21 protein-coding genes are annotated in these 20,410 nt (G+C 73.0%); 8 read left to right on the top strand and 13 right to left on the bottom strand.

Going from position 1 to position 20,410, the window contains the following annotated elements; translation table 11 throughout:
* Positions 1 to 27: 27 nt before the first annotated feature.
* From QI554_RS33300 to QI554_RS33290, 3 genes are all read right to left on the bottom strand, one after another.
* Positions 28 to 1,575, bottom strand: coding sequence for an FG-GAP repeat domain-containing protein (locus QI554_RS33300; protein ID WP_281475457.1), 1,548 nt, complete (start codon positions 1,573 to 1,575; stop codon positions 28 to 30).
* Positions 1,576 to 1,798: 223 nt separating this feature from the next.
* Complete coding sequence (gene moeZ / locus QI554_RS33295) at positions 1,799 to 2,977, bottom strand: adenylyltransferase/sulfurtransferase MoeZ (protein WP_281475455.1); 1,179 nt, start codon at positions 2,975 to 2,977, stop codon at positions 1,799 to 1,801.
* Positions 2,978 to 3,190: 213 nt separating this feature from the next.
* The gene (locus tag QI554_RS33290; RefSeq protein WP_425528095.1) at positions 3,191 to 4,846 is read right to left on the bottom strand and encodes a DEAD/DEAH box helicase; all 1,656 of its coding nucleotides are present in this window, start codon (positions 4,844 to 4,846) and stop codon (positions 3,191 to 3,193) included.
* 346 nt (positions 4,847 to 5,192) lie between these two features.
* Here QI554_RS33290 and QI554_RS33285 point away from each other — a divergent pair, with 346 nt between their 5' ends.
* Positions 5,193 to 5,876, top strand: coding sequence for a ferritin-like fold-containing protein (locus tag QI554_RS33285; protein WP_281475453.1), 684 nt, complete (start codon positions 5,193 to 5,195; stop codon positions 5,874 to 5,876).
* A gap of 94 nt (positions 5,877 to 5,970) precedes the next feature.
* On the opposite strand, the gene QI554_RS33280 is transcribed toward QI554_RS33285, so the two are convergent.
* The 3 genes from QI554_RS33280 to QI554_RS33270 all read right to left on the bottom strand — a co-directional run bounded on the left by QI554_RS33280 (position 5,971) and on the right by QI554_RS33270 (position 7,549).
* Positions 5,971 to 6,198, bottom strand: a complete 228-nt coding sequence (locus tag QI554_RS33280; protein WP_281475450.1) for a DUF3107 domain-containing protein — start codon at positions 6,196 to 6,198, stop codon at positions 5,971 to 5,973.
* A gap of 183 nt (positions 6,199 to 6,381) precedes the next feature.
* Positions 6,382 to 7,020, bottom strand: a complete 639-nt coding sequence (locus QI554_RS33275) for a TetR/AcrR family transcriptional regulator (RefSeq protein ID WP_281475448.1) — start codon at positions 7,018 to 7,020, stop codon at positions 6,382 to 6,384.
* A 253-nt stretch (positions 7,021 to 7,273) separates the two neighbouring features.
* Positions 7,274 to 7,549, bottom strand: coding sequence for a hypothetical protein (locus QI554_RS33270; RefSeq protein WP_281475447.1), 276 nt, complete (start codon positions 7,547 to 7,549; stop codon positions 7,274 to 7,276).
* Positions 7,550 to 7,821: 272 nt separating this feature from the next.
* Between QI554_RS33270 and QI554_RS33265 the strand changes: the two genes are divergently transcribed.
* The 3 genes from QI554_RS33265 to QI554_RS33255 all read left to right on the top strand — a co-directional run bounded on the left by QI554_RS33265 (position 7,822) and on the right by QI554_RS33255 (position 11,399).
* Positions 7,822 to 8,772, top strand: coding sequence for an alpha/beta fold hydrolase (locus QI554_RS33265; RefSeq protein ID WP_281475445.1), 951 nt, complete (start codon positions 7,822 to 7,824; stop codon positions 8,770 to 8,772).
* A 7-nt stretch (positions 8,773 to 8,779) separates the two neighbouring features.
* Positions 8,780 to 10,450: a DUF3152 domain-containing protein gene (locus QI554_RS43445; RefSeq protein ID WP_343230837.1), complete on the top strand. Its 1,671-nt coding sequence runs from the start codon at positions 8,780 to 8,782 to the stop codon at positions 10,448 to 10,450.
* Positions 10,451 to 10,526: 76 nt separating this feature from the next.
* A complete protein-coding gene (locus QI554_RS33255) occupies positions 10,527 to 11,399 on the top strand; it encodes an alpha/beta fold hydrolase (protein ID WP_281475443.1) in 873 nt (290 codons plus the stop codon).
* Positions 11,400 to 11,406: 7 nt separating this feature from the next.
* Here QI554_RS33255 and QI554_RS33250 read toward each other — a convergent pair whose 3' ends face one another.
* Positions 11,407 to 12,477, bottom strand: a complete 1,071-nt coding sequence (locus QI554_RS33250; RefSeq protein WP_425528094.1) for an NYN domain-containing protein — start codon at positions 12,475 to 12,477, stop codon at positions 11,407 to 11,409.
* 367 nt (positions 12,478 to 12,844) lie between these two features.
* On the opposite strand from QI554_RS33250, the gene QI554_RS33245 reads away from it, so the two are divergent.
* The gene (locus tag QI554_RS33245) at positions 12,845 to 13,048 is read left to right on the top strand and encodes a hypothetical protein (RefSeq protein WP_281475441.1); all 204 of its coding nucleotides are present in this window, start codon (positions 12,845 to 12,847) and stop codon (positions 13,046 to 13,048) included.
* Positions 13,049 to 13,174: 126 nt separating this feature from the next.
* On the opposite strand, the gene QI554_RS33240 is transcribed toward QI554_RS33245, so the two are convergent.
* The 4 genes from QI554_RS33240 to QI554_RS33225 form a co-directional block, all read right to left on the bottom strand.
* Positions 13,175 to 13,798 carry an MBL fold metallo-hydrolase gene (locus QI554_RS33240; RefSeq protein WP_281475439.1) on the bottom strand — a complete coding sequence of 208 codons (624 nt, stop codon included), beginning with the start codon at positions 13,796 to 13,798 and terminating at the stop codon, positions 13,175 to 13,177.
* Positions 13,795 to 14,880 (bottom strand): S-(hydroxymethyl)mycothiol dehydrogenase, encoded by a 1,086-nt coding sequence (locus QI554_RS33235; protein ID WP_281475437.1) that lies wholly within the window; start codon positions 14,878 to 14,880, stop codon positions 13,795 to 13,797. The genes QI554_RS33240 and QI554_RS33235 overlap by 4 nt, the downstream gene beginning before the upstream one ends.
* 151 nt (positions 14,881 to 15,031) lie before the next feature.
* Positions 15,032 to 15,880, bottom strand: coding sequence for a PHP domain-containing protein (locus QI554_RS33230; RefSeq protein WP_281475503.1), 849 nt, complete (start codon positions 15,878 to 15,880; stop codon positions 15,032 to 15,034).
* A 97-nt stretch (positions 15,881 to 15,977) separates the two neighbouring features.
* Entirely contained in the window at positions 15,978 to 16,616 is a 639-nt protein-coding gene (locus tag QI554_RS33225) for a DUF6758 family protein (RefSeq protein WP_281475501.1), read from the bottom strand.
* Positions 16,617 to 16,876: 260 nt separating this feature from the next.
* Here QI554_RS33225 and QI554_RS33220 point away from each other — a divergent pair, with 260 nt between their 5' ends.
* Together QI554_RS33220 and QI554_RS33215 are read left to right on the top strand one after the other, a co-directional pair.
* Positions 16,877 to 17,278 carry an NUDIX hydrolase gene (locus QI554_RS33220; RefSeq protein WP_281475435.1) on the top strand — a complete coding sequence of 134 codons (402 nt, stop codon included), beginning with the start codon at positions 16,877 to 16,879 and terminating at the stop codon, positions 17,276 to 17,278.
* A complete protein-coding gene (locus QI554_RS33215; RefSeq protein WP_281475433.1) occupies positions 17,275 to 18,321 on the top strand; it encodes a ribokinase in 1,047 nt (348 codons plus the stop codon). The genes QI554_RS33220 and QI554_RS33215 overlap by 4 nt, the downstream gene beginning before the upstream one ends.
* 90 nt (positions 18,322 to 18,411) lie before the next feature.
* Here the strand turns inward: QI554_RS33215 and QI554_RS33210 are convergent, their stop codons facing one another.
* A complete protein-coding gene (locus QI554_RS33210; protein WP_281475431.1) occupies positions 18,412 to 18,918 on the bottom strand; it encodes a MaoC family dehydratase in 507 nt (168 codons plus the stop codon).
* Between the two features lie 177 nt (positions 18,919 to 19,095).
* Between QI554_RS33210 and QI554_RS33205 the strand changes: the two genes are divergently transcribed.
* Positions 19,096 to 19,524: a universal stress protein gene (locus QI554_RS33205; RefSeq protein WP_281475430.1), complete on the top strand. Its 429-nt coding sequence runs from the start codon at positions 19,096 to 19,098 to the stop codon at positions 19,522 to 19,524.
* Between the two features lie 47 nt (positions 19,525 to 19,571).
* Here the strand turns inward: QI554_RS33205 and QI554_RS33200 are convergent, their stop codons facing one another.
* On the bottom strand, positions 19,572 to 20,180 hold the full coding sequence (locus tag QI554_RS33200) for a suppressor of fused domain protein (RefSeq protein ID WP_425528093.1): 609 nt from the start codon (positions 20,178 to 20,180) through the stop codon (positions 19,572 to 19,574).
* Between the last annotated feature and the right edge of the window lie 230 nt (positions 20,181 to 20,410).

Below are 20,410 nucleotides of genomic sequence, written 5' to 3'. Positions count from 1 at the left end.
GTGCCGGGCCCTTCGACGTACCTCGGATCAGCCGACCGCGACCACGCCGCTCCAGCCGCCGCCGACGCGGGTCGGCGCCCCGAGCGTGCCGTCGGCCGACGTCGGGTACAGCAGCAGCCCGCCGTTCGCGTTCGTCGCCCAGAGGTCGGGCCGTCCGTCGCCGTTCCCGTCCCCGGCGGAGACGAGCAGCGGCCGAGCGGCGGCCGTCCAGCCCTTGGCCGCGACCTGGACCCACTTCGACGAATCCGCCCATGCCGCGGGGTTGTCCACCTCGCCGGGCGCGAGGTCGAGCGAACCCGTCACGGTGTCCCGAACCCACAGGTCGGGGACACCGTCACCGGTGACGTCGCCCGCAGCGGCGATCGTGCGGTTCGCCCAACCGGTGTCCGCGAGCAGGACGGGCGGCTCGTAGCTCCACAGAGAGATGTTGTCCTGATACCAGAGACGGTCGCCGCTCTGCAGGATCACCTCGGGCTTGCCGTCACCGTCGCCGTCCCCGACGGAGACCATGTGCTCACCGGCGACCGGGTCGCCGATCTCTTGCGGGCGCCCCTGGTAGACGTCCCCGTCGGTTCCGCCGAGGCCGTTGCCCCGATAGACGTCGACGCCGCCGTTCCGCACGAGCACGATGTCCTGGTACGGACCGCGGGTCGCCCCGAGCCCGCGCAGCAGCTCCTGCGGCGGAAGCGGTTCGTCCGGGTCGGGGAGCCGGACTCCCGCCAGCGGCACGGGAGCCGCGAATCCGCCCCCTGCCTGGCCGACGCGCAGCGACAGAGAGCCGTCGCTCTGCACGGTCAGCAGATCGGGAACCCCGTCCCCGTCGAAGTCCCCGGGCTTGTCCGGGCCCGTGGAGGATCCCGCCTGGAACGAGTACACGGTTTCGTACGAGCGGTTGCCGGCCCGGTCCACCGCCTGCACGCGGAGCACGTTCGTGCCCCAGTTGTTGGGCTTGAGCGTCACTGTCGCGGTGTGGTCGGCACCGCCCGCTTTGACGGACGCGGCACCTCCGACCGGGATCACGCTGTTGAGGGCGTATTCGTAGGCCACGACGTCGGGGCTGCCGCCCGCACTGAACGTGAACTCCCCGGGCGTGCGCGCCGGCAGGCCGACGCCGTCGGGCGGGTAGACGGTCGACGCCACCGCAGGCATCGGCGGTGGTGTGAAGTCGGTCCGGAACCCGCAGGGAGAGCTCCACTCGGATACGCCGTCGGCCTGCTCGGCGCGGACCGACCACTGGTAGCGCTTGCCGTCCTCCAGCACGTCTCGCGCGAACTGCGCGTTGTACTGGCCTCCGTACCAGCCGCCTGTGGTCGTCTCGGCCACCACAGGCTCGGTCTTGCCGAACGGCGTGATGCGGAAGTGCGCGGCCGCGGTGCCGGACGCGGGTGCCGCGAGGCGGGCGGTCAGCGTCAGGGTGAAGGTGAGCCCCAGTTGCGGCAGCGGCGCGGTCGCGGTGCACGGCAAGGCGGGCGCGGACGCCGGGTCGGTCGGAACCGGTACGACGACCGGGTCGGCCCCCGCCGGGCCCGCACCGGCGATGCCCGCCACGAACGCCGCCGACACGGCCGCGGCCACGACGCCGCGGCGCGCGCCTCGTCTCGAAGTGTGAAGTCGCAAGAGTCCCCCAAGGATCGAGCCGGACCACGCGTGACCGGCGCCCGCACACTAGCGACCGGAACCGACGCCATCCATCGGGTTTTTCGAGACCCCCGCAGGCCTGCACAAAACCCTTCCGAAACGCGACCGGGCCCTCCCCGTCACAGGACGGGGAGGGCCCGGAAACACTTCAGCGGGGCCGTCAGTAGACGGGCTTCTCCGGCTCGATCTGGTTGACCCAGCCGATGACGCCGCCGCCGACGTGGACCGCGTCCTGGAAGCCGGCCGACTTCAGGACGGCGAGGACCTCGGCGGAGCGGACGCCCGTCTTGCAGTGCAGGACGATGCGCTTGTCCTGCGGCATGGACTCCAGGGCGCCGCCCATCAGGAACTCGCCCTTGGGGATCAGCACCGCGCCCGGGATCGAGACGATCTCGTACTCGTTGGGCTCGCGGACGTCGATGACGTAGATGTTCTCGTCGGCGTCCATCCACTCCTTGAGCTGCCGCGGAGTGATGGTCGAGCCCGCGGCGGCCTCCTGGGCCTCCTCGGAGACGACGCCGCAGAAGGCCTCGTAGTCGATGAGCTCGGTGACCGTCGGGTTCTTGCCGCAGACCGCGCACTCGGGGTCCTTGCGGACCTTGACCTGGCGGTACGTCATCTCGAGGGCGTCGTAGATCATCAGCCGGCCGAGCAGCGGGTCGCCCATGCCGGTGAGCATCTTGATGGCCTCGTTGACCTGGACCGACCCGATCGACGCGCACAGGACGCCGAGCACGCCGCCCTCGGCGCAGGACGGGACCATGCCGGGCGGCGGGGGCTCCGGGTACAGGCAGCGGTAGCAGGGGCCGTGCTCGGCCCAGAAGACCGAGGCCTGGCCGTCGAAGCGGTAGATCGAGCCCCACACGTACGGCTTGTTGAGCAGCACGCACGCGTCGTTGACGAGGTACCGGGTCGCGAAGTTGTCGGTGCCGTCGACGATCAGGTCGTACTGGGCGAACAGCTCCATCACGTTGTCCGCTTCGAGGCGCTCCTCGTGCAGGACGACGTTCACGTACGGGTTCGCCTCGAGCACGGACTCCTTGGCGGACTGCGCCTTGGACTTACCGATGTCCGACTGGCCGTGGATGATCTGGCGCTGCAGGTTCGACTCGTCGACGGTGTCGAACTCGACGATGCCGAGCGTGCCGACGCCGGCCGCGGCCAGGTACAGCAGTGCCGGCGAACCGAGGCCGCCGGCGCCCACACAGAGGACCTTGGCGTTCTTCAGGCGCTTCTGCCCGCTCATCCCGAAGTCCGGGATGATCAGGTGGCGCGAATACCGGCGGACCTCGTCGACGGTGAGCTCGGCAGCCGGCTCGACCAGGGGTGGTAGCGACACGGAGACTCCGATGGTCAGAACTGGTTCTGCGACATTAATCCTGACCAACACTGCCATGCCGGGTGGGATTCCCGGCCCCGGGGTCCGCTGCGTGAGACACCGGTCTCAGCGCCGCCCTGATCACCACCGCCGCAACGCCCGTGGGCGCGTACCGGGACCCTCGGGTCCTGATACGCGCCCACGTGGGTCGCGCGAAAGAAACGCCTCGCGGACTTACTCGGCCGCGTCCACCGCGCCCTCGGGACGGCGGCGGCGCCGGCGGCGGCGCGGGGCCTTGTCCGCGTCGGCCGCGTCCGCGGCCTCGGGGGCGACGGCGGCGGCCGGGATGGCCGGGGCCTCGAAGGTCAGCGCCGTCGCGGCGGTCGGCTGGGCCTTCGGGAGGCGCTTGCGGGTGCGCTTGGGCGCCGCCTCGGCGGCGTCGGTCGCGACGGCCGGCTCGGCCGCGGTCGCGACGGCGGCCGGCGCGTCCAAGACCACGGTCTCGACCGCGGTCGCGCCGTCCACCGCGACACCGTCGCTCAGGCGGCGGCGGCGACGGCTGCCGGGCGCGCGCCGACGGCTCGGCTCGGCCGGGGCCTCCGCGGCCTCGGCGGTCGCCGGGGCGGACGAACGGCCGCCGGAGCGGCCGCTGCGGGAGGAGCCGGACCCGGACCGGGCGCGGCCGCGGCCGCCCTTGCCGCCGGTCTCACCCAGGTCCTCGACCTCTTCGGCGCCCAGGCCCGCACGGGTGCGGTCGGCACGCGGCAGCACACCGGTGGCCGACTCGGGGATCTCCAGGTCGGTGTAGAAGTGCGCGGACGTCGAGTACGTCTCCGGCGGCTCGGGGAACGGCAGCTCGAGGGCCTTGTTGATGAGGCCCCAGCGCGGCATGTCCTCCCAGTCCACCAGCGTGACCGCGACACCGGACGCGCCCGCGCGGCCGGTGCGGCCGATGCGGTGCAGGTAGGTCTTCTCGTCCTCGGGGCACTGGTAGTTGACGACGTGCGTGACGCCGTCGACGTCGATGCCGCGCGCGGCGACGTCGGTCGCGACCAGGACGTCGACCTTGCCGTTGCGGAACGCCCGCAGCGCCTGCTCGCGGGCGCCCTGGCCGAGGTCGCCGTGCACGGCCGCGGCCGCGAAGCCGCGGTCGGTCAGGCCCTCGGCGAGGTCGGCGCAGGTGCGCTTGGTGCGGCAGAAGACCATGACCAGCCCGCGGCCCTTGGCCTGCAGGATGCGCGCCAGCATCTCCTGCTTGTCGAGGGCGTGCGCGCGGTAGATGTGCTGGCTGACCGACGCGACGGTGGTGCCCTGGTCGTCCGGCGCGGACGCGCGGATGTGCGTCGGCCGGGACATGTAGCGGCGGGCGAGGGTGATGATCTGGCCCGGCATGGTCGCCGAGAACAGCATGGTCTGGCGGCGGGCCGGCAGCCGGTCGACGATCTTCTCGACGTCGGGCAGGAAGCCCAGGTCGAGCATCTCGTCGGCCTCGTCGAGGACGAGCATGCGGACCTGCGACAGGTCCAGGTGGCCCTGGCCGGCCAGGTCGAGCAGGCGGCCGGGGGTGCCGACGACGACCTCGACGCCCTTGCGGAGCGCCTCGACCTGCGGCTCGTAGGCGCGGCCGCCGTAGACGGACAGCACGCGCACGGAGCGCACCTTGCCGGCGCCGAGCAGGTCGTTGGTGACCTGGACGCACAGCTCGCGGGTGGGGACGACGACGAGCGCCTGCGGGCTCTTGCCCGGCAGCGTGGTGGCGCGGCCGGCGTCGACGTCGGCCTGCGTGACGACGCGCTGCAGCAGCGGAATACCGAAACCGAGGGTCTTGCCCGTGCCGGTCTTGGCCTGGCCGATGACGTCGCTGCCCGAGAGGGCGACCGGAAGCGTCATCTCCTGCACGGGGAAGGCTTCGGTGATGCCGAGGCTCTCAAGAGCCTCGGCGGTTTCGGAAAGTACGCCGAGTTCTCTGAATGTGGTCAGGGGTCCAGCCTCTTCTGTGTGGTTGGGCCGCCGTCTCTCCGAGGCGGGTCAGGACCGCGTTGCCGCAACCAGGCATTCGTCGGTGGACCTTGTTGTCCGGTTTTGCACCTGGGGCACGACACGGGACCTCGGCCTCGGGCAGCGACCCGAGCGGGGCGGTCGGAGCCGATCGTCCTCCGACCGGGCATCCGCGTTCCGTACCACTGTACCTGCCGGTGTACTCCACGTGGGGTGATGCTGGTTACGCTCGGGTCTCATGACTGAAGCCACGCAACCGGACGCCGGAGCCGCCCGCGCCGCCGTCATCGAGCTGCTGGGGGTGCTGGCGTACGGCGAGATCACCGCGTTCGAGCGGCTCGCCGAGGACGCCAAGATGGCCCCGTCGGTCGACGACAAGGCGGCCCTGGCGGCCATGGCGGTCGCGGAGTTCCACCACTTCGAGCGACTGCGCGCGCACATCTCGTCACTGGGCGTGGACCCCGCGGAGGCGATGGCGCCGTTCGTCACGCCGCTCGACGAGTTCCACCGCCACACGGCGCCGGCCGACTGGCTGGAGGGCCTGGTCAAGGCGTACGTCGGCGACGGCATCGCGGCGGACTTCTACCGCGAGGTCGCGCAGCACCTCGACCCGGGCAGCCGGACGCTGGTCGAGGAGGTGCTCGCCGACACGGGGCACGCCGACTTCGTCGTCGAGACGGTGCGCGCCGCGATCGAGCGCGACCCGCGCGTCGCGGGACGGCTCGCGCTGTGGGGCCGCCGCCTGATGGGCGAGGCGCTCAGCCAGGCGCAGCGCGTCGCCGCCGAGCGCGACGCCCTGTCGGCGATGCTCGTCGGCGGCCTGGCCGTGCCGGGCTTCGACCTCGCCGAGATCGGCCGCATGTTCCTGCGCATCACCGAGGCCCACACCGAACGCATGGCCGCCCTGGGTCTGGCGGCCTGAGCCGCACGCACGAAGGGGGCGTGCCCACCGGGTGGTGGGCACGCCCCCTTCGCTTATGACCGCTGCGGGACGGACGCCCGCTGCCAGGCGGCTGTCAGACGGCGCCGAAGCCGACGCGGCGGGCGCTCGGCTCGCCGATCTCGATGTAGGCGAGACGGTCGGCGGGGACGATGATCCGGCGGCCCTTCTCGTCCTGCAGCGAGAGCACACCAGAGGTGCCGGCCAGCGCGTCCGCAACCGCGCGCTCGATGTCCTCAACGCTGTCAGCGCTCTCCAGGACGAGTTCCCGTCCGGCGTGCTGCACGCCGATCTTGACCTCCACGGCTGTCCCTCCGGTTCAAGTCGAATGGGAGCGGCCCATGAGACTGCGCGCGCCCGTACAGCTACAGAGGCTAATCGAGCCGGATGGGTGCCAAGCCCCACGACAGGTACGCCGAGCGCGAACGGCCCCGGGGAATGCCTCGACCTCCGACCGGAACCACCGCGTGCACGCCCCCCGAGGGGGTCAGCTCGCCGGGGCCTCGTCGCGGCGGGGGAAGCGGCTGATGCCGCGCCAGCCGAGGGTGGAGATGAGGCGGGACGCGGTGTCGCGCGGGATCGGGACGCCCTTGGAGATCCAGTAGCGGGCGGTCACCTGCGCCATGCCGGTCAGGCCGATGGCGAGCAGCATCGCCTCGTCCTGGCCGAGGCCGGTGTCCTCGGCGATGACCTTGCTGACCGCCTCGGCGCACGTCTCGGCGACCCGCTCGACGCGGTCGCGCACCGCGGCCTCGTTGGTCAAGTCGGACTCGAAGACCAGGCGGAACGCGCCGCCGTGGTCGTCGACGAACGCGAAGTAGGCGTCCACCGTCGCGGCCACGCGCAGCTTGTTGTCGTGCGTCGACTCCAGCGCCGCGCGCACCGCGGCGACGAGCGCCTCGCAGTGCTGGTCGAGGAGCGCGAGGTAGAGCTCCAGCTTGCCCGGGAAGTGCTGGTACAGCACGGGCTTGCTGACACCGGCGCGCTCGGCGATGTCGTCCATCGCGGCGGCGTGGTAGCCCTGGGCGACGAAGACCTCCTGCGCCGCACCGAGGAGCTGGTTGCGGCGGGCCAGTCGGGGCAGCCGGGTGCCGCGCGGGCGTTCCGCATCCTGGATGGCTGTCACGGCGCTCCTCAAACGTGATCGAACAGGTGGCCCGGGGTCCCCGCGGTTTTGAGCCCCCGGGGGATCCGCAGGTCGTTCCGCCACGTCATCCTACTTTTCGGTAACCCCTCGTCGTAAGTTTCGTGGCGCAACGAACAGGGTTCTGGAAAGCGTGGGCGGCATGCAAGGCCACAACCCGGATAAATCTGACGTTGTGTCAGTCCGGGAGGGCTGATTCACGCCACCACGGGGGCGGAACGCCAGGTCACACGGCTCAGCGGTACTCGTCCTCGTCCGGCCTGACCACCCTGCGCTGGTCGGTGCCGTCCGCCGGGTCCACCCCGTCGGGTACCGGCGCCCAGACCGCCTCGTCCTCCTCGACGACGGTCGTACGCTGCTCGGCGACGTCCGCCTCGGGCGCCTCCAGGTCGAGGTCGTCCGGCGCCGGGACGTCGGCCGGATCCTCGTGCGGGACGTCGGCGGCCAGGTCCGCGGGCGCAACGTCCGCGGTCAGGGCGGTCGCGCCGTCCACACCGGTCGTGTCAGGCATGTGCAACTCCTTCCGGCCTTTTCCATGATCCCGCCGGGGCGCGGAAAACTCGCGCCGTGCCGTCGCGCGGCTCCCCCGCACGGGCCTCCCCTGAGGTACTACCCCGAGACGGACGTTGCGTGCGGTTGATCATTGATATCGAACCGTTGCCATCGAGCTCGTTGGAACTGCGCTCAAAAATGCGCATTCGAGCACCAAATCGCCCACCGGCGCAGAGCCCGGAACCGACGCGCCCCTTCCGCGCCGGTGACCGTCTCGTAATATTGGCGACCGTGACGACCACACAGGCGGTATCCGACGCGACGGCGGCGGCCTGGCCTGCACGAACCGTCGCGGTCACCGGCGAGACGACGGTGACGGTGCGGCGGCACCCGGCGCACGACCCGGAGCTGCCCCCCGCGGTGCTCGTCCACGGCCTCGGCGGCTCGTCGCTGAACTGGAACCACCTCGCCGACGAGCTGCGCGACGTCGTCGCCGCCGACTGCATCGACCTGCCGGGCTTCGGCTTCTCCCCGCCGCCGCATGACGGCGACTACTCGATCTCGGCGCACTGCCGCGCCGTCGAGGGGCTGATCCTCACGCTGGGCCGCGGGCCCGTCCACCTCATGGGCAACTCGATGGGCGGCGCCGTCGCCACCCGGGTCGCCGCCCGCCGCCCCGACCTGGTGCGCACGCTCACCCTCGTGTCGCCGGCGCTGCCGGACCTCAAGCCGCAGGCCACCGCGCTGCCGACCGCGCTCATGGCGGTGCCGGGCTTCGCCACGGCGCTCGGCCGGTTCACCCGCGACCTGACGCCCGAGCAGCGCACCCGCCTCTCGGTGAACCTGTGCTTCGGGCATCCCGAACTGCTCAGCGAGCGGGAGTTCGCCGAGTTCGCCGCCGAGTACAAGCGCCGCCTCGGGCTGCCGTACATGGTCGACGCGTTCACCCGCTCCTCGCGCGGCGTCGTCACCTCGTACCTCGAACGCGGGCCGCGGTCGCTGTGGAAGCAGGCCGCGCAGGTGAAGGCGCCGACGCTGCTGGTCTACGGGCGGCGCGACAGGCTGGTCGACTCGCGCCGCGCCCGGCGGGCCGCCGCGACCTTCCCCGACGCCCGGCTGGTGATGGTCCCGGAGTCGGGCCACGTGGCGATGATGGAGCATCCGCGCGTCGTCGCCCGCGCGTTCCGCGACCTGCTCGACGACGTCGCGGAGCCGTCCATATCCCCGGCCTCGGCGGGGTGAGCGGGGCATGAGCGGCGACCAGTACGAGCAGCACCCCTACCAGGGGCAGCAGTACTACGGGCAGCAGGATCCGCAGTATCCGCAGCAGTACGGCGACCAGTACGCCGATCAGTACGCCGGGCAGCAGTCCGGCCAGTACGCCTCCATAGCCGAGCCCGCGCCGTACGGCTACGACGCGCCCGGCCCGGCCGGCGAGCACGGCTACGCGCAGGAGTACTACGCGGCGCCGGTGCCGCAGCAGGCTGCGTACCAGGAGTACCAGGAGTACCAGCAGTACGAGCAGCAGCCGTACAACAACCAGCACTACGGCCAGCAGTACGAGGCCTACCAGCAGCCCTACGGGGACGCGCAGTACGGCCAGCAGCCCTACGTGGAGCCGGCGCCGTTCGCTGAGCAGCAGCCGTACGGCTACTACGCCGAGCCTCCCGCCTTCGAGCAGCAGCCGTACCCGGACGTGTACCAGGAGCCGTACCGCGAGCAGCCCGCGGCGCCGCTCGCGCAGACCCCGCACTTCGAGCCGTACGCGTTCGAGCAGCCGCAGATGCCGGCGCAGGGCTTCGACCCGCTGTTCGACCAGGCGTACGTCCCCGAGCCGCAGCGCCACGCGCACGTCCCGGCGCAGTACACGCCCGAGCCGGAGCCCGATCCCGAGCCCTCCGCGTGGGACGAGGCCCCGTACCTCGAGCCGGTCGACGACTTCGACGACAACCTGCCCGACGACGGGCCGTCCCGCGCCTACCAGCCCGCGTCGGCGGCACCCGCCCCGCGTCCGCTCGGCGGCTCCGGCCGGGCCGCCGCCCGCCGTTCGACCCGCAAGACCCGCCGGCCGCTGGTCGCCGCGGGCGGCGTCGTGGTGACCGGTGCGGCGCTGGCCGGCGTCATCGTCGTGCAGATGCCGGACAGCGGCGCCAGCGCGCAGGCCGGCGGGTCCGACACCGCGCACCCGCACGACCAGCCGACCCGGGTCACCGACCAGCCGGCGTCCCGCGACAACGACCGCGGCCAGGTCGGCGTGCCGAACGCGGCGACGTCGTCGGGGTCCGGCCCGACGACGCTGCCGATGCCGACGCCGTCCGCGCCGCTGACCACGACCGAGCGCATGAAGGTGCGCTTCGACCTGGACGCGAAGCTGTCGCTGTCCGCCAAGTTCGACATCGTGCCCGGCAAGGTCGCGGCGCCGGGCTCGGGCAAGACCTACACGTACCGCGTCGAGACCGAGCAGGGCCTGGGGCTGGACGGGGATTTGTTCGCGGCGGCCGTGCAGCAGACGCTCAACGACCCCAGGTCGTGGGCGCACGACGGCAAGACGTTCGCACGGACCGACGCGTCGAACGCCGACTTCGTGATCCGCCTCGCCAGCCCCGGCACGACGAACAAACTGTGCGGGGCGGCCGGGCTGGACACGTCCATCCAGAACGTGTCGTGCGACGCCGCGGGGACGCCGTTCGTCGTCATCAACGCGTGGCGGTGGGCACAGGGCTCCCCGACGTTCGGCGACGAGATGGTCGGCTACCGGCAGATGCTCATCAGCCACGAGGTCGGGCACCGGCTCGGGCACAACCACGAGTACTCGTGCCGACCGGACGGGCTGGCGCCCGTGATGATGCAGCAGACCAAGACGGTGACCGCCTCGAACGGGCAGGAGTGCAAGCCCAACCCGTGGCCGTATCCGGCGTGACGCGGGGTCCGGCGCACCCGGCGCCGTCGCGTCGGGAGCGCGCCCGCTTCGCCGCCGCTGCCCTACGCTCGGACGGGTGAGCACGCCGCCCTTCCTCGCCCTTCCGTCGGCCGCCCGCGCGCGCCGGATCCGCACACCGCGCGGCGGGTTCGCGTGCCTCGAAGCCGTGCCGCCGGCCGACGTGCCGTCCGCCGGGACGGCGCTGCTGGTCCCGGGGTTCACCGGCGGCAAAGAGGACTTCATCGCGCTGCTCGAGCCGCTCGCCCGGCGCGGCTACCGCGTCGTGGCGTTCGACCAGCGCGGCCAGTACGAGACGCCCGGCCCCGAGGGGGGCGAGGAGTACGCACGCGCCGAGCTCGTCGCCGACCTGTGGGCGCTCGCCGACGCCGTGGCGCCCGACACGGCCCCGCACGTGGTGGGCCACTCCTTCGGCGGCCTGGTCTGCCGTTCGGCGGCCCTGGAGGCGCCGGGCCGGATGGCGTCGCTGACCCTGATGAGCACGGGCCCGGCGGCGATCCAGGAGCGGGAGGTCGAACGCCTGGAGCACCTGGAGCAGGCGGTCGCCGCGTTCACCCTCGAGCAGGTCTGGGACGCCATGCGCGCGATGGACGCCGACGCGGGCGTCCAACCGCCCGCCGACCCGGACGTCGCCGCGTACATGCGCACCCGCTGGCTCGCCAACTCCCCCGCCGCGCTCGTCGAGTTCGCCCGCCAGCTCCGCACCGAGCCGGACCTCACCGACGCGCTCGCCGAACGGATCCGCGCCGGCCTGCGCGTGCTGGTCCTGTCCGGTGCCGACGACTACGCCTGGCCGGTCCCGTGGCTGGCCGCCATGGCGCACCGCCTGGGCGTCCCGCACGTCCTGGTCGACGGCGCGGGCCACTCCCCCAACGTCGACGACCCGGAGGCGACGGCCAAGGGCCTGGCGGACTTCTGGGATCTCGCCTGACCCGCCTTCAGGCGTCGCCGCCCGCCGCCGTGCCGAACTCCTGGCCGAGGCGGTCCCAGAAGCCGTTGCGCAGGGCACGGCGCAGGTCCTCGTAGGGGCGCAGGGAGAACTGGAGTTCGCCCTCGGCGTCGACGAGGAGGGCCTTGTCGACGTTCTCCGGGAGGCGCGGGCCCGGCATCAGGTCGGCCATGTCCTCACGGCCGCGGGCGCCGAGCCAGCGCTCGGCGATCTTGCCGCCGAGCCGCCAGACCTGGTCGAACGTCGGCGGGGTGGCGCCGTTCGGCAGCACGGGCGCGGGCGTCGGAGCCGCCGCGGGAGCGGCCTGCGTCGCCAGGCCCGCGCGGCTCACGCACGGCGCGCAGAAGTCGTGGTGGAGCGTGCGGGTGACATCGGCCTCCCACACCAGCGGCTCGGCCTGGTTGGTGCCGTAGGCGGGCTCCACGCCCCACAGGTGGACGCGCACGCCGTACGACTGCGCGGTCTCCACGGCGAGCACCAGGTCCTCGTCGCCGCTCACCACGACGGCGTCCTCGATGGCCCGGTTGCGGGCGAGGGACTCCAGGTCGCTGCGGATGAGCGAGTCGACGCCCTTCTGCTGGTTGTGGGCGTTGAGGTTGCCCAACCTGACCTTCACGTCCGGCAGTTCGGCGACCTGCTTCTGTTCGAACGTGGGCACGCGGTTGCGGGCGCCGTCGTACCAGTAGACGCGCAGCAGGCGGCCTTCCGGGAACACCGCGCGGGCCTCGTCGATGAGCGCGCTGATGAGCAGTTCGGCGTCGATGCGGAACGCGCGGCGCTCGGCGGTGCCGACGACCAGCAGGCCGATCGCGGCGTACACGTAGCCGACGTCGACGAAGACGGCGTGCGTGCCGGCGTGCGGCGGCGCGGAGACGAGGCGCACGGGTACCGCGGCGGGCACCGGCGCTTCCGGGGGGACCGCGCCGGGTCCCGGTTCGGCGACCGCCGTCCCGCCGGGCCTGTCGGTCCGCTCCGCCGAGGCGTCGGGGGCGCCCGCCCCGGGCTCGGCCCCGGCGGCGGTCGCGGCGGTCCGCCGCTCGTCGTCACCCGCGTCGTGCAAGCTGGTGGCCCTCCGTTCGGGGTGGGGCGGCAGGTCCGCCCCGACCCAGGCTCGTGCCTTCGCACTGGCATTGTCCTACGCCGCGCCGGGCCGGGCGCGGCGGATCGCGATCCGGGAACTTTCCGGTCACGGGAATGCCTCGGCGGTGATCCATGTTGTGGAGCTATACCGCCGTGCCGCGTCACGCTCCCGCGCGCCGTCCACTGCCCTGGACCCGCGTTGATCGTGTGTAAACAACGCGCGCATTCGGCGGACGATTTGTACGCTATGTCGTGTTCAGTGGTCGCCCAGGTGGCGACCGCCGGTGCACCTCCGCCCTGTGCGGAGACGCCGAGGCGAACACCCGAGGAGAGAAGAGGAGACGCCTATGCGTTACCGAATCACCAACCTCACCCGTCACCACGATTCCGATGCGGCCGCCGACAAGACGGTCCTGCACCCGGGAACGACCGTAGACCTCACCGCGGTCAGCAAGGCGGTCGCCGAGGCCGCCGCCCGGGGCGAAAGCCTCTACATCCGGCCCGTCCGGCCGGCCCTCCAGCCCGCCGTCGCGGGCGCCGCGGCCGTCTGACGGCCGCGCGACGGGCTCCGCTCGGCGCCCGTCCCTGATTAAAGCGCCGAAGGGCGCCCCGTCCGGATTCGGACGGGGCGCCCTTCGTGCGTTCCCGCGCCGTTTCGTCGGCGCGACCGCGCGGCGTCAGTGCCCGCGCGCCACCCACGCGTCGTAGTCCGCCGCCTCGGCGCCGATCGTCGTCTCGTCGCCGTGCCCGGTCAGCACGCGCGTGCCGGCCGGCAGCGTCAGCAACCGGTCCCGGATCGAGTCGAGGATGACGGGGAACGACGAGAACGACCGCCCAGTCGCCCCGGGGCCGCCGCGGAACAGCGTGTCGCCGGAGAACAGCACGTCCAGCTCCGGCACGTACAGGCACACCGCGCCCGGCGCGTGCCCCGGCGTGTGGACGACCCGCAGCTCCAGGCCCGCGACCTTGAGCGCCTGGCCGTCCGCGAGCGAGCGGTCGGGGGCGCGGTCCGGGTGCACGACGTCCCACAGCATCCGGTCCTCGGGGTGCAGGTGCACCGGGGCGCCGTACCGGTCGGCGAGCTCCGCGGCCGCGTTGACGTGGTCGTTGTGCCCGTGCGTGCACACGATCCCGACGAGACCGCGGTCGCCGACGGCCGCGGCGATGGCGGCGGCGTCGTGCGCGGCGTCGACCACCACGACCTCGCGGTCGTCGCCGATCAGCCACACGTTGTTGTCGACGTCGAAGTCCTGTCCGTCGAGCGAGAACACGCCCGACGTGACGACGTGCTCGACGCTCACAGGACCACGACCGACCGCAGCACGTCGCCGTGGTGCATCTTCGTGAACGCCGCCTCGACCTCGTCCAGCTTGATGGTCTCGGACACGAACCCGTCGAGCGGCAGCCGACCGCGCAGGTACAGGTCGATCAGCATCGGGAAGTCGCGGGTGGGCAGGCAGTCGCCGTACCACGACGACTTGAGCGCGCCGCCGCGCCCGAAGACCTCGATCATCGGCAGCTCGATCTTCAGGTCCGGCGTCGGGACGCCGACCAGGACGACGGTGCCGGCCAGGTCGCGGGCGTAGAACGCCTGCTCGTACGTCTCCGGGCGGCCGACCGCCTCGACGACCAGGTCGGCGCCGTTGCCCTCGGTCAGCGCCTTGATCGCCTCGACGGGGTCGGTCTCGCGCGCGTTGACGGTGTCCGTCGCGCCGAAGCCCTTCGCCCACTCCAGCTTGCGGTCGTCGACGTCGACGGCGATCACCTTGCGCGCGCCCGCCAGGTGCGCGGCGGCGATCGCGGCGTTGCCGACGCCTCCGCAGCCGATGACCGCGACCGAGTCGCCGCGCTGCACGTTGCCCGTGTTGGCGGCCGCGCCGAAGCCGGCCATCACGCCGCAGCCGATGAGCCCGGCCGCCTCGGGCCGGGCGGCCGGGTCGACCTTGACGCACTGGCCGGCCGCGACGAGCGTCAGCTCGGCGAACGCGCCGATGCCGAGCGCGGGGCTGAGCGGCGTGCCGTCCTCGAGCGTCATCTTCTGCGTCGCGTTCAGCGAGGCGAAGCAGTACCAGGGCCGGCCGCGCAGACACGAACGGCACTCGCCGCACGGCGCGCGCCACGCCAGCACCACGTAGTCGCCGGGCGCCAGACCCGTCACGCCCTCGCCGACCGACTCGACGACGCCCGCGGCCTCGTGGCCGAGCAGGAAGGGGAACTCGTCGTTGATCCCGCCCTCGCGGTAGTGCAGGTCGGTGTGGCAGACCCCGCAGGCCTGCACCTTCACGCGGGCCTCGCCCGGGCCCGGGTCGGGCACGACGATCGTCTCGACGCCCACCGGTTGACCCTTGCCGCGTGCGACGACGCCGCGTACCAGCCGACTCATCCGCTGCTCCCCTCCATGCCTTCGGATACGTTCCGCACTGTAACGGTGTTACGGGCCCGCTCGGCGGTCAGGTCCGACGCCCGACGGACCGGGTTCACGAACTCGCGTACCCCGTCGGCCGCACGCCGCACCCCGATCACCGGAGCGGGAATCACGGACGGAGCAGCGGAACCCCGTGCGCCCGGTCCGCGATCGCCTCGAACGCCTCGGGATCCGTGGTGAACCGGCCGATCTCGACGGTCTTCCGGCTGCCGTGGTAGTCGCTGGAACCGGTCGTGACGAGGTCGAACTCGGCCGCCAGACCGCGCAGGTGCGCCCGCATCGCGTCGTCGTGGTCCAGGTGGTCGACCTCCAGGCCGCTCAGCCCGGCCTCCGCCAGCCCGGCGATCGACGCGTCGGAGACGGTCCGGCCGCGCTTGGTCGCGCCGGGGTGCGCGAAGACCGCGACACCGCCCGCCGCCCGGATCATGCGCACGGCGTCGGCCGCCGAGATCTCGTACTTGTCGACGAACGCCCGCCCGCCGTCCTTGAGCCACTCGGGCGTGAACGCGCCGGACACGTCGGCCACGACGCCCGCCTCGACCAACGCGGTCGCCACGTGCGGACGCCCGACCGCGCCGTCGCCCGCGATCTCCACGACCCGCTCCCACGTGATCGGCGCGCCGAGTTCGACGCACCGGTCCACCATCGCGCGCGCCCGGCGCACCCGGTCGGTGCGCACCAGCTCGCGCGCCCGCGCGAACTCCGGCTCGTCGGGGTCGAAGAGGTAGCCCAGCATGTGCAGGCTGATCCCGTCGCCGTCGATCGCGCTGATCTCCGCGCCGCGCACCAGCGTGAGCCCGTCGGGCAGCGCGGCGGCCGCCTCGTCCCACCCGCCGGTGGTGTCGTGGTCGGTCAAGGCGACGACGTCCAGCCCGGCCTCCCGCGCGTGGCGCATCACCGCCGCCGGCGACTCCGTGCCGTCGGACGCGGTGCTGTGGGTGTGCAGGTCGATGCGCACGCGGACCTCGCTGGGGTCGTCGAAAGGCGGGACGATCAACAGTAGGCCGTCCGGCATCCGCGGCGACGGGACGGGGGCACGGCCGCCCGCCGGCGCGCTACGGCAGCAGTTGCGGCGAAAGCGCTCCGCACGGCAGGAGTTCGATCTCCGCCCCCGCGTCCCGCAGGTCCGTCAGCACGACGTCGTCGTACACGAGGTGGCCGGCCTTGCCCGGCCACAGGATCGCCCACAGCCACAGCCCCATGGCCTCGCCCGCGTACACGGCGCGGTCCGGCGGCGCCTCCGGCACGCACCACAGCGGGGTCGGATGGCCGGCGGCCAGCACCTTCGCGGGAGCCGAGCGGTTGCTGAGGAGGTTCGAGCCCGGGTCGGGACCCGGGAGGCCGGCGTAGCGGGCGCCCAGGCCGATGCCCAGTTCCTCGGCGACCAGGACCAGTTCGCCGGGACCGCCCAGCGGACCGGGGCCGGTGCACGCGACGGCGACCGCGCGGACGCCCGACACGTCGTCGCCCGCGTGCGCGACGCCCGTGAAGAGCCAGCCGACCGGCAGCGGCCACGGCAGCCACACCGGGACTCGGGAACGCCGGACGACGGCGTCGAGAGCGGGAACGCTCGGGGGGACGACAGGCTGGAGTGGCGACACGGACCCGTGCAGCTCACAGTGCCAGGTCTCGGAGAACAGGCCCGGGGCACGGACCCGACCACCACAGCGCGGGCAGCTCGGCTCGCCCTTCATACGCATGACGTTCCCCTGCCGACGCCCGCCAGTCAAGGACGATCACTCCTTCGGCGTCGCTCGACCACAGCGCGACACGCCGTGTGCGGGGCACGTTGCGCACGGACACGTTCCGCGCCCGGCGGCGGCTCGGTCGAACCGCGTTCGACCCGGATCGGGAGACAACCGGATGGACGTCTTCCGCTCCCCGCGGTCGACACGCGGCCGGTGACCGCCGCGTACACCACCCCTTTCGGCCTAACGGCGGATACGCTCCGGCTATGCGGGCTACTCCCTGTGTCGGCGCGATCGTCCTCGACGGTGAGGGGCGGATCCTGCTCATCCTGCGCGGCACGCCCCCGGGGAAGGGGCTCTGGTCGCTCCCCGGCGGCCGGGTCGAGGCCGGCGAGTCGGACGCCGAGGCGCTGGTCCGCGAGATGCGCGAGGAGACCGGGCTCGACGTCACCGTCGGGCCGCTGGTCGGCGCCGTGCTGCGGCCCGCGCCCGAGGGCCGCACGTACGCGATCCGCGACTACGCCTGCATCGTCCACGGCGGCGCCCTGCGCGCCGGCGACGACGCCGAGGACGCGCGGTGGTTCCCGCCCGGCGAGCTGGCCGCGATGCCGCTCAGCGAGGGGCTGTTGGACACGCTTCGCGAGTGGAACGTGCCGGGGGTCGTGTGACGCGCCGGACCGACCGCGGCGACGCCGGGGAGCCCCGGCTGCTCGTGGTCGGATCGGTCAACGCCGACCTGGTCGTGCGCGTCCCGCGCCATCCGCGCCCGGGCGAGACGGTGCTCGGCGGGAGCCTTGCCGTGCACCCCGGCGGCAAGGGTGCGAACCAGGCCGTCGCGGCGGCGCGGCTCGGCGCGCGACTCCGGTTCGCCGGACGGATCGGCTCGGACGCGTACGGCGACATGCTGCTGCGCGCACTGCGCGACGACGCGGTGGACACCTCGCTGGTGACGGTCGACGACGGCCCGAGCGGCGTCGCGCTCATCACGGTCGACGCGAACGGCGAGAACACGATCACCGTCGCCCCGGGCGCCAACGCGGAGTTCCGGCCGGAACACGTGACCGCACTCGAACCGGCGCTGCGTGCGGTGGACGTGGTCTCGCTGCAGCTGGAGATCCCGCTCGAGACGGTCGCCGCGGTCATGGCGGCGTGCGCGGCGTACGGCACACGGGTCGTGATGAACCCGTCCCCCGGGCCGTGGCACGCGCCCGCCCGGCTCCTGCGCCTCTGCGACCCACTCGTCGTCAACCAACACGAGGCCGGCCCGGGGCTGCTCGCGGCCCCGGAACCGGACGACGCGGGCACCGACGCGCGGGACCCCGAACCGACAGCCCCCGCACCAGCCGCCCTCCCGAGCGATTCCGAACCGACCGATTCCGAACCCCCGCCGCTGGAACGCGCCCGCCGCGCACTGCTCGCCCTGCGTCGGCGCGACGCCGCGCCCCGCTCGTTCGTCATGACGCTGGGCGCCGCGGGTGCCGCCTACGCCGAGGGCGACGACGACCTCGTCCACATCCCCGCCCCGCAGGTGCACGCCGTGGACACCACAGGAGCGGGCGACGCCTTCACAGGCGCCCTCGCCTGGCGCCTCGCCTCCGGCGACAACCTGGCCGCCGCCGTGGCCCTGGCGGTACGCGCCGGCACCGCCGCCACAACCCGCGAAGGCGCCCAGTCCTCGTACCCGCACTGGAACGACCTTCCGAACGCCTGACCGCGCTGAACGCGCCGCCGGCCCCGGTCCGCGCCGCCTCAGGGGGCGGGCGCGGCCGGGGCCGGCGGGGTGGGGGTCATACGGGGCGGGTCAGGCCTCGCGGAGTTCCGGGCGGCCGGGCTGTTCGCCGCCGCGGGCCTCGCCGTAGGAGGTCTTCGGGACCATGACCTTGCGCTTGAAGACGCAGACGAGGGTGCCGTCCTGCTTGTAGCCCTTGGTCTCGACGTAGACGACGCCGCGGTCGTCCTTGGACTTGGACTCCCACTTGTCGAGCACGAGCGTCTGGCCGTAGATGGTGTCGCCGTGGAAGGTCGGCGCGACGTGGCGCAGCGACTCGATCTCCAGGTTGGCGATCGCCTTGCCGGACACGTCCGGGACGGACATGCCGAGCAGCAGCGAGTAGATGTAGTTGCCCACCACGACGTTCTTGCCGAAGTCGGTCGTCTTCTCGGCGTAGTTGACGTCCATGTGGAGCGGGTGGTGGTTCATCGTGAGCAGGCAGAACAGGTGGTCGTCGTACTCGGTGACCGTCTTGCCGGGCCAGTGCTTGTAGATCGCACCGACCTCGAACTCCTCGTAGTAGCGGCCAAACTGCATGGTGTATGCGGTCCTCTCTCGGGGAGCCCCGTGGGGTTCTGCGGCACATCATCCCCGACGGCGGTTACCCACAGGTAGGCGCCCCTCCCGCCGACCGCGTCACACCCCGGGCCCGCAGGAAAATGGATGTACAGTGCATGCATTGGCCCCGATCCCACAAGGAGCAAGGAAGCCGTTATGTACGCACGCATCCTCGTCGCCGTCGACACCACCCCCGAGACGACCGACGTCCTCGCCCGCACCGCAGCGCTCGCCAACGCCTTCGACGCGACGGTGCGGGTCCTGCACGTCCAGACCCTCGACGTCGTGGCCGGCGCCGCGGGCGGCGGCGCAGTCGTCGAGGAGAGCGCCGAGGAGGCGACCAAGGCCGTCACCGGCGCCGTCGACACGCTCCGCGCCGCCGGGGTCGAGTCCGTCGAGGGCTGGACCGACGAGACGCTGCGCGCCGACGTCCCCAACGCCGTGCTCGACCAGGCCAAGGACTTCGGCGCCGACCTGCTCGTCCTCGGCGCGCGCCGCGACACGGGGCTCGCGCGGCTGTTCCTCGGCAGCGTCAGCGACGCCGTCGTGCACCGCGCGCCGTGCCCTGTGCTGCTCGTTCCCTGAGCCCGCAGCCTCTCGCCGACCGGCCCCGGACCGCCGTCAACCCGCCGTCAACCCAGCGGCACCGCGCGGCGGTTCGGGTCCCGCAGATCGGTCCCGTGGGTCAGCCACAGCTCCTGCAGGGCCTCGCCGCCGTGCACCCGCTTCCACGCCGTCTCCGCCGCGGTCATCGGCAGCAGCGGCAGGAACCGCACCGGCTCGGCCGGCTCCGGCAACTCCAGGTCGGGCACCAGGCCGCCCGGCTCGGCGACCAGGACCGCGGTGAACGCCGCGCCGTCCCACAGCGGGCCGCCCACGTCCAACGACGCCCCCGGCGCCACCACAACACCCTCCACCTGCGGCGACGCCGCCAGCACCGCCAGCGGGCGCAGCACCGAGTCGTGCGCGCCGCGCACCGACAGCACCAGCTCGGCACGCGGCCCGCGCACCGGGTCGGCGAGCGCCGCGGCCGGGTCCGTCATCGGGGCGCGGGCCATGCCCAGCGTCGCGTACCGCACCACACCGGCCTCGTCCGGGCCGAAGCGCAGCACCTCGACGCGGTCCGTCCCGACGAACGTCACACCGGCCCGCCCCGACGGTTCGCCGAACGCCCCGGTCAGGTGCGCCTCGACGGCCGGTACGGGATCGGGCAGGTCGTGATGCGGCGTCAAGTCGAGCATGCGCGCATCGTACGCGGTTCCCACGGACACGCCCGTGTCGCAACTTCACGCCTGCTACCCTGATTTGCTGGCCCGTTCGGAAATACCCGGACGGTACGCGGACGTTGTCCGCGTCGAAAGGTGCCCCCAGCGGGGACAGGCCGAGGGAGGTGGTAGTGGTGCATACCGGCCCATCGTGCAGTACCGGCGGTTCACCCGACCTCCCTCGATACCCCGGCACGGCCCGCGCC

Source organism: Yinghuangia seranimata, assembly GCF_029953285.1.
Classification (GTDB): domain Bacteria; phylum Actinomycetota; class Actinomycetes; order Streptomycetales; family Streptomycetaceae; genus Yinghuangia; species Yinghuangia seranimata.
Note: the sequence above shows the minus strand (reverse complement) of the source record. Positions and strands in the feature narration are given on the sequence as shown.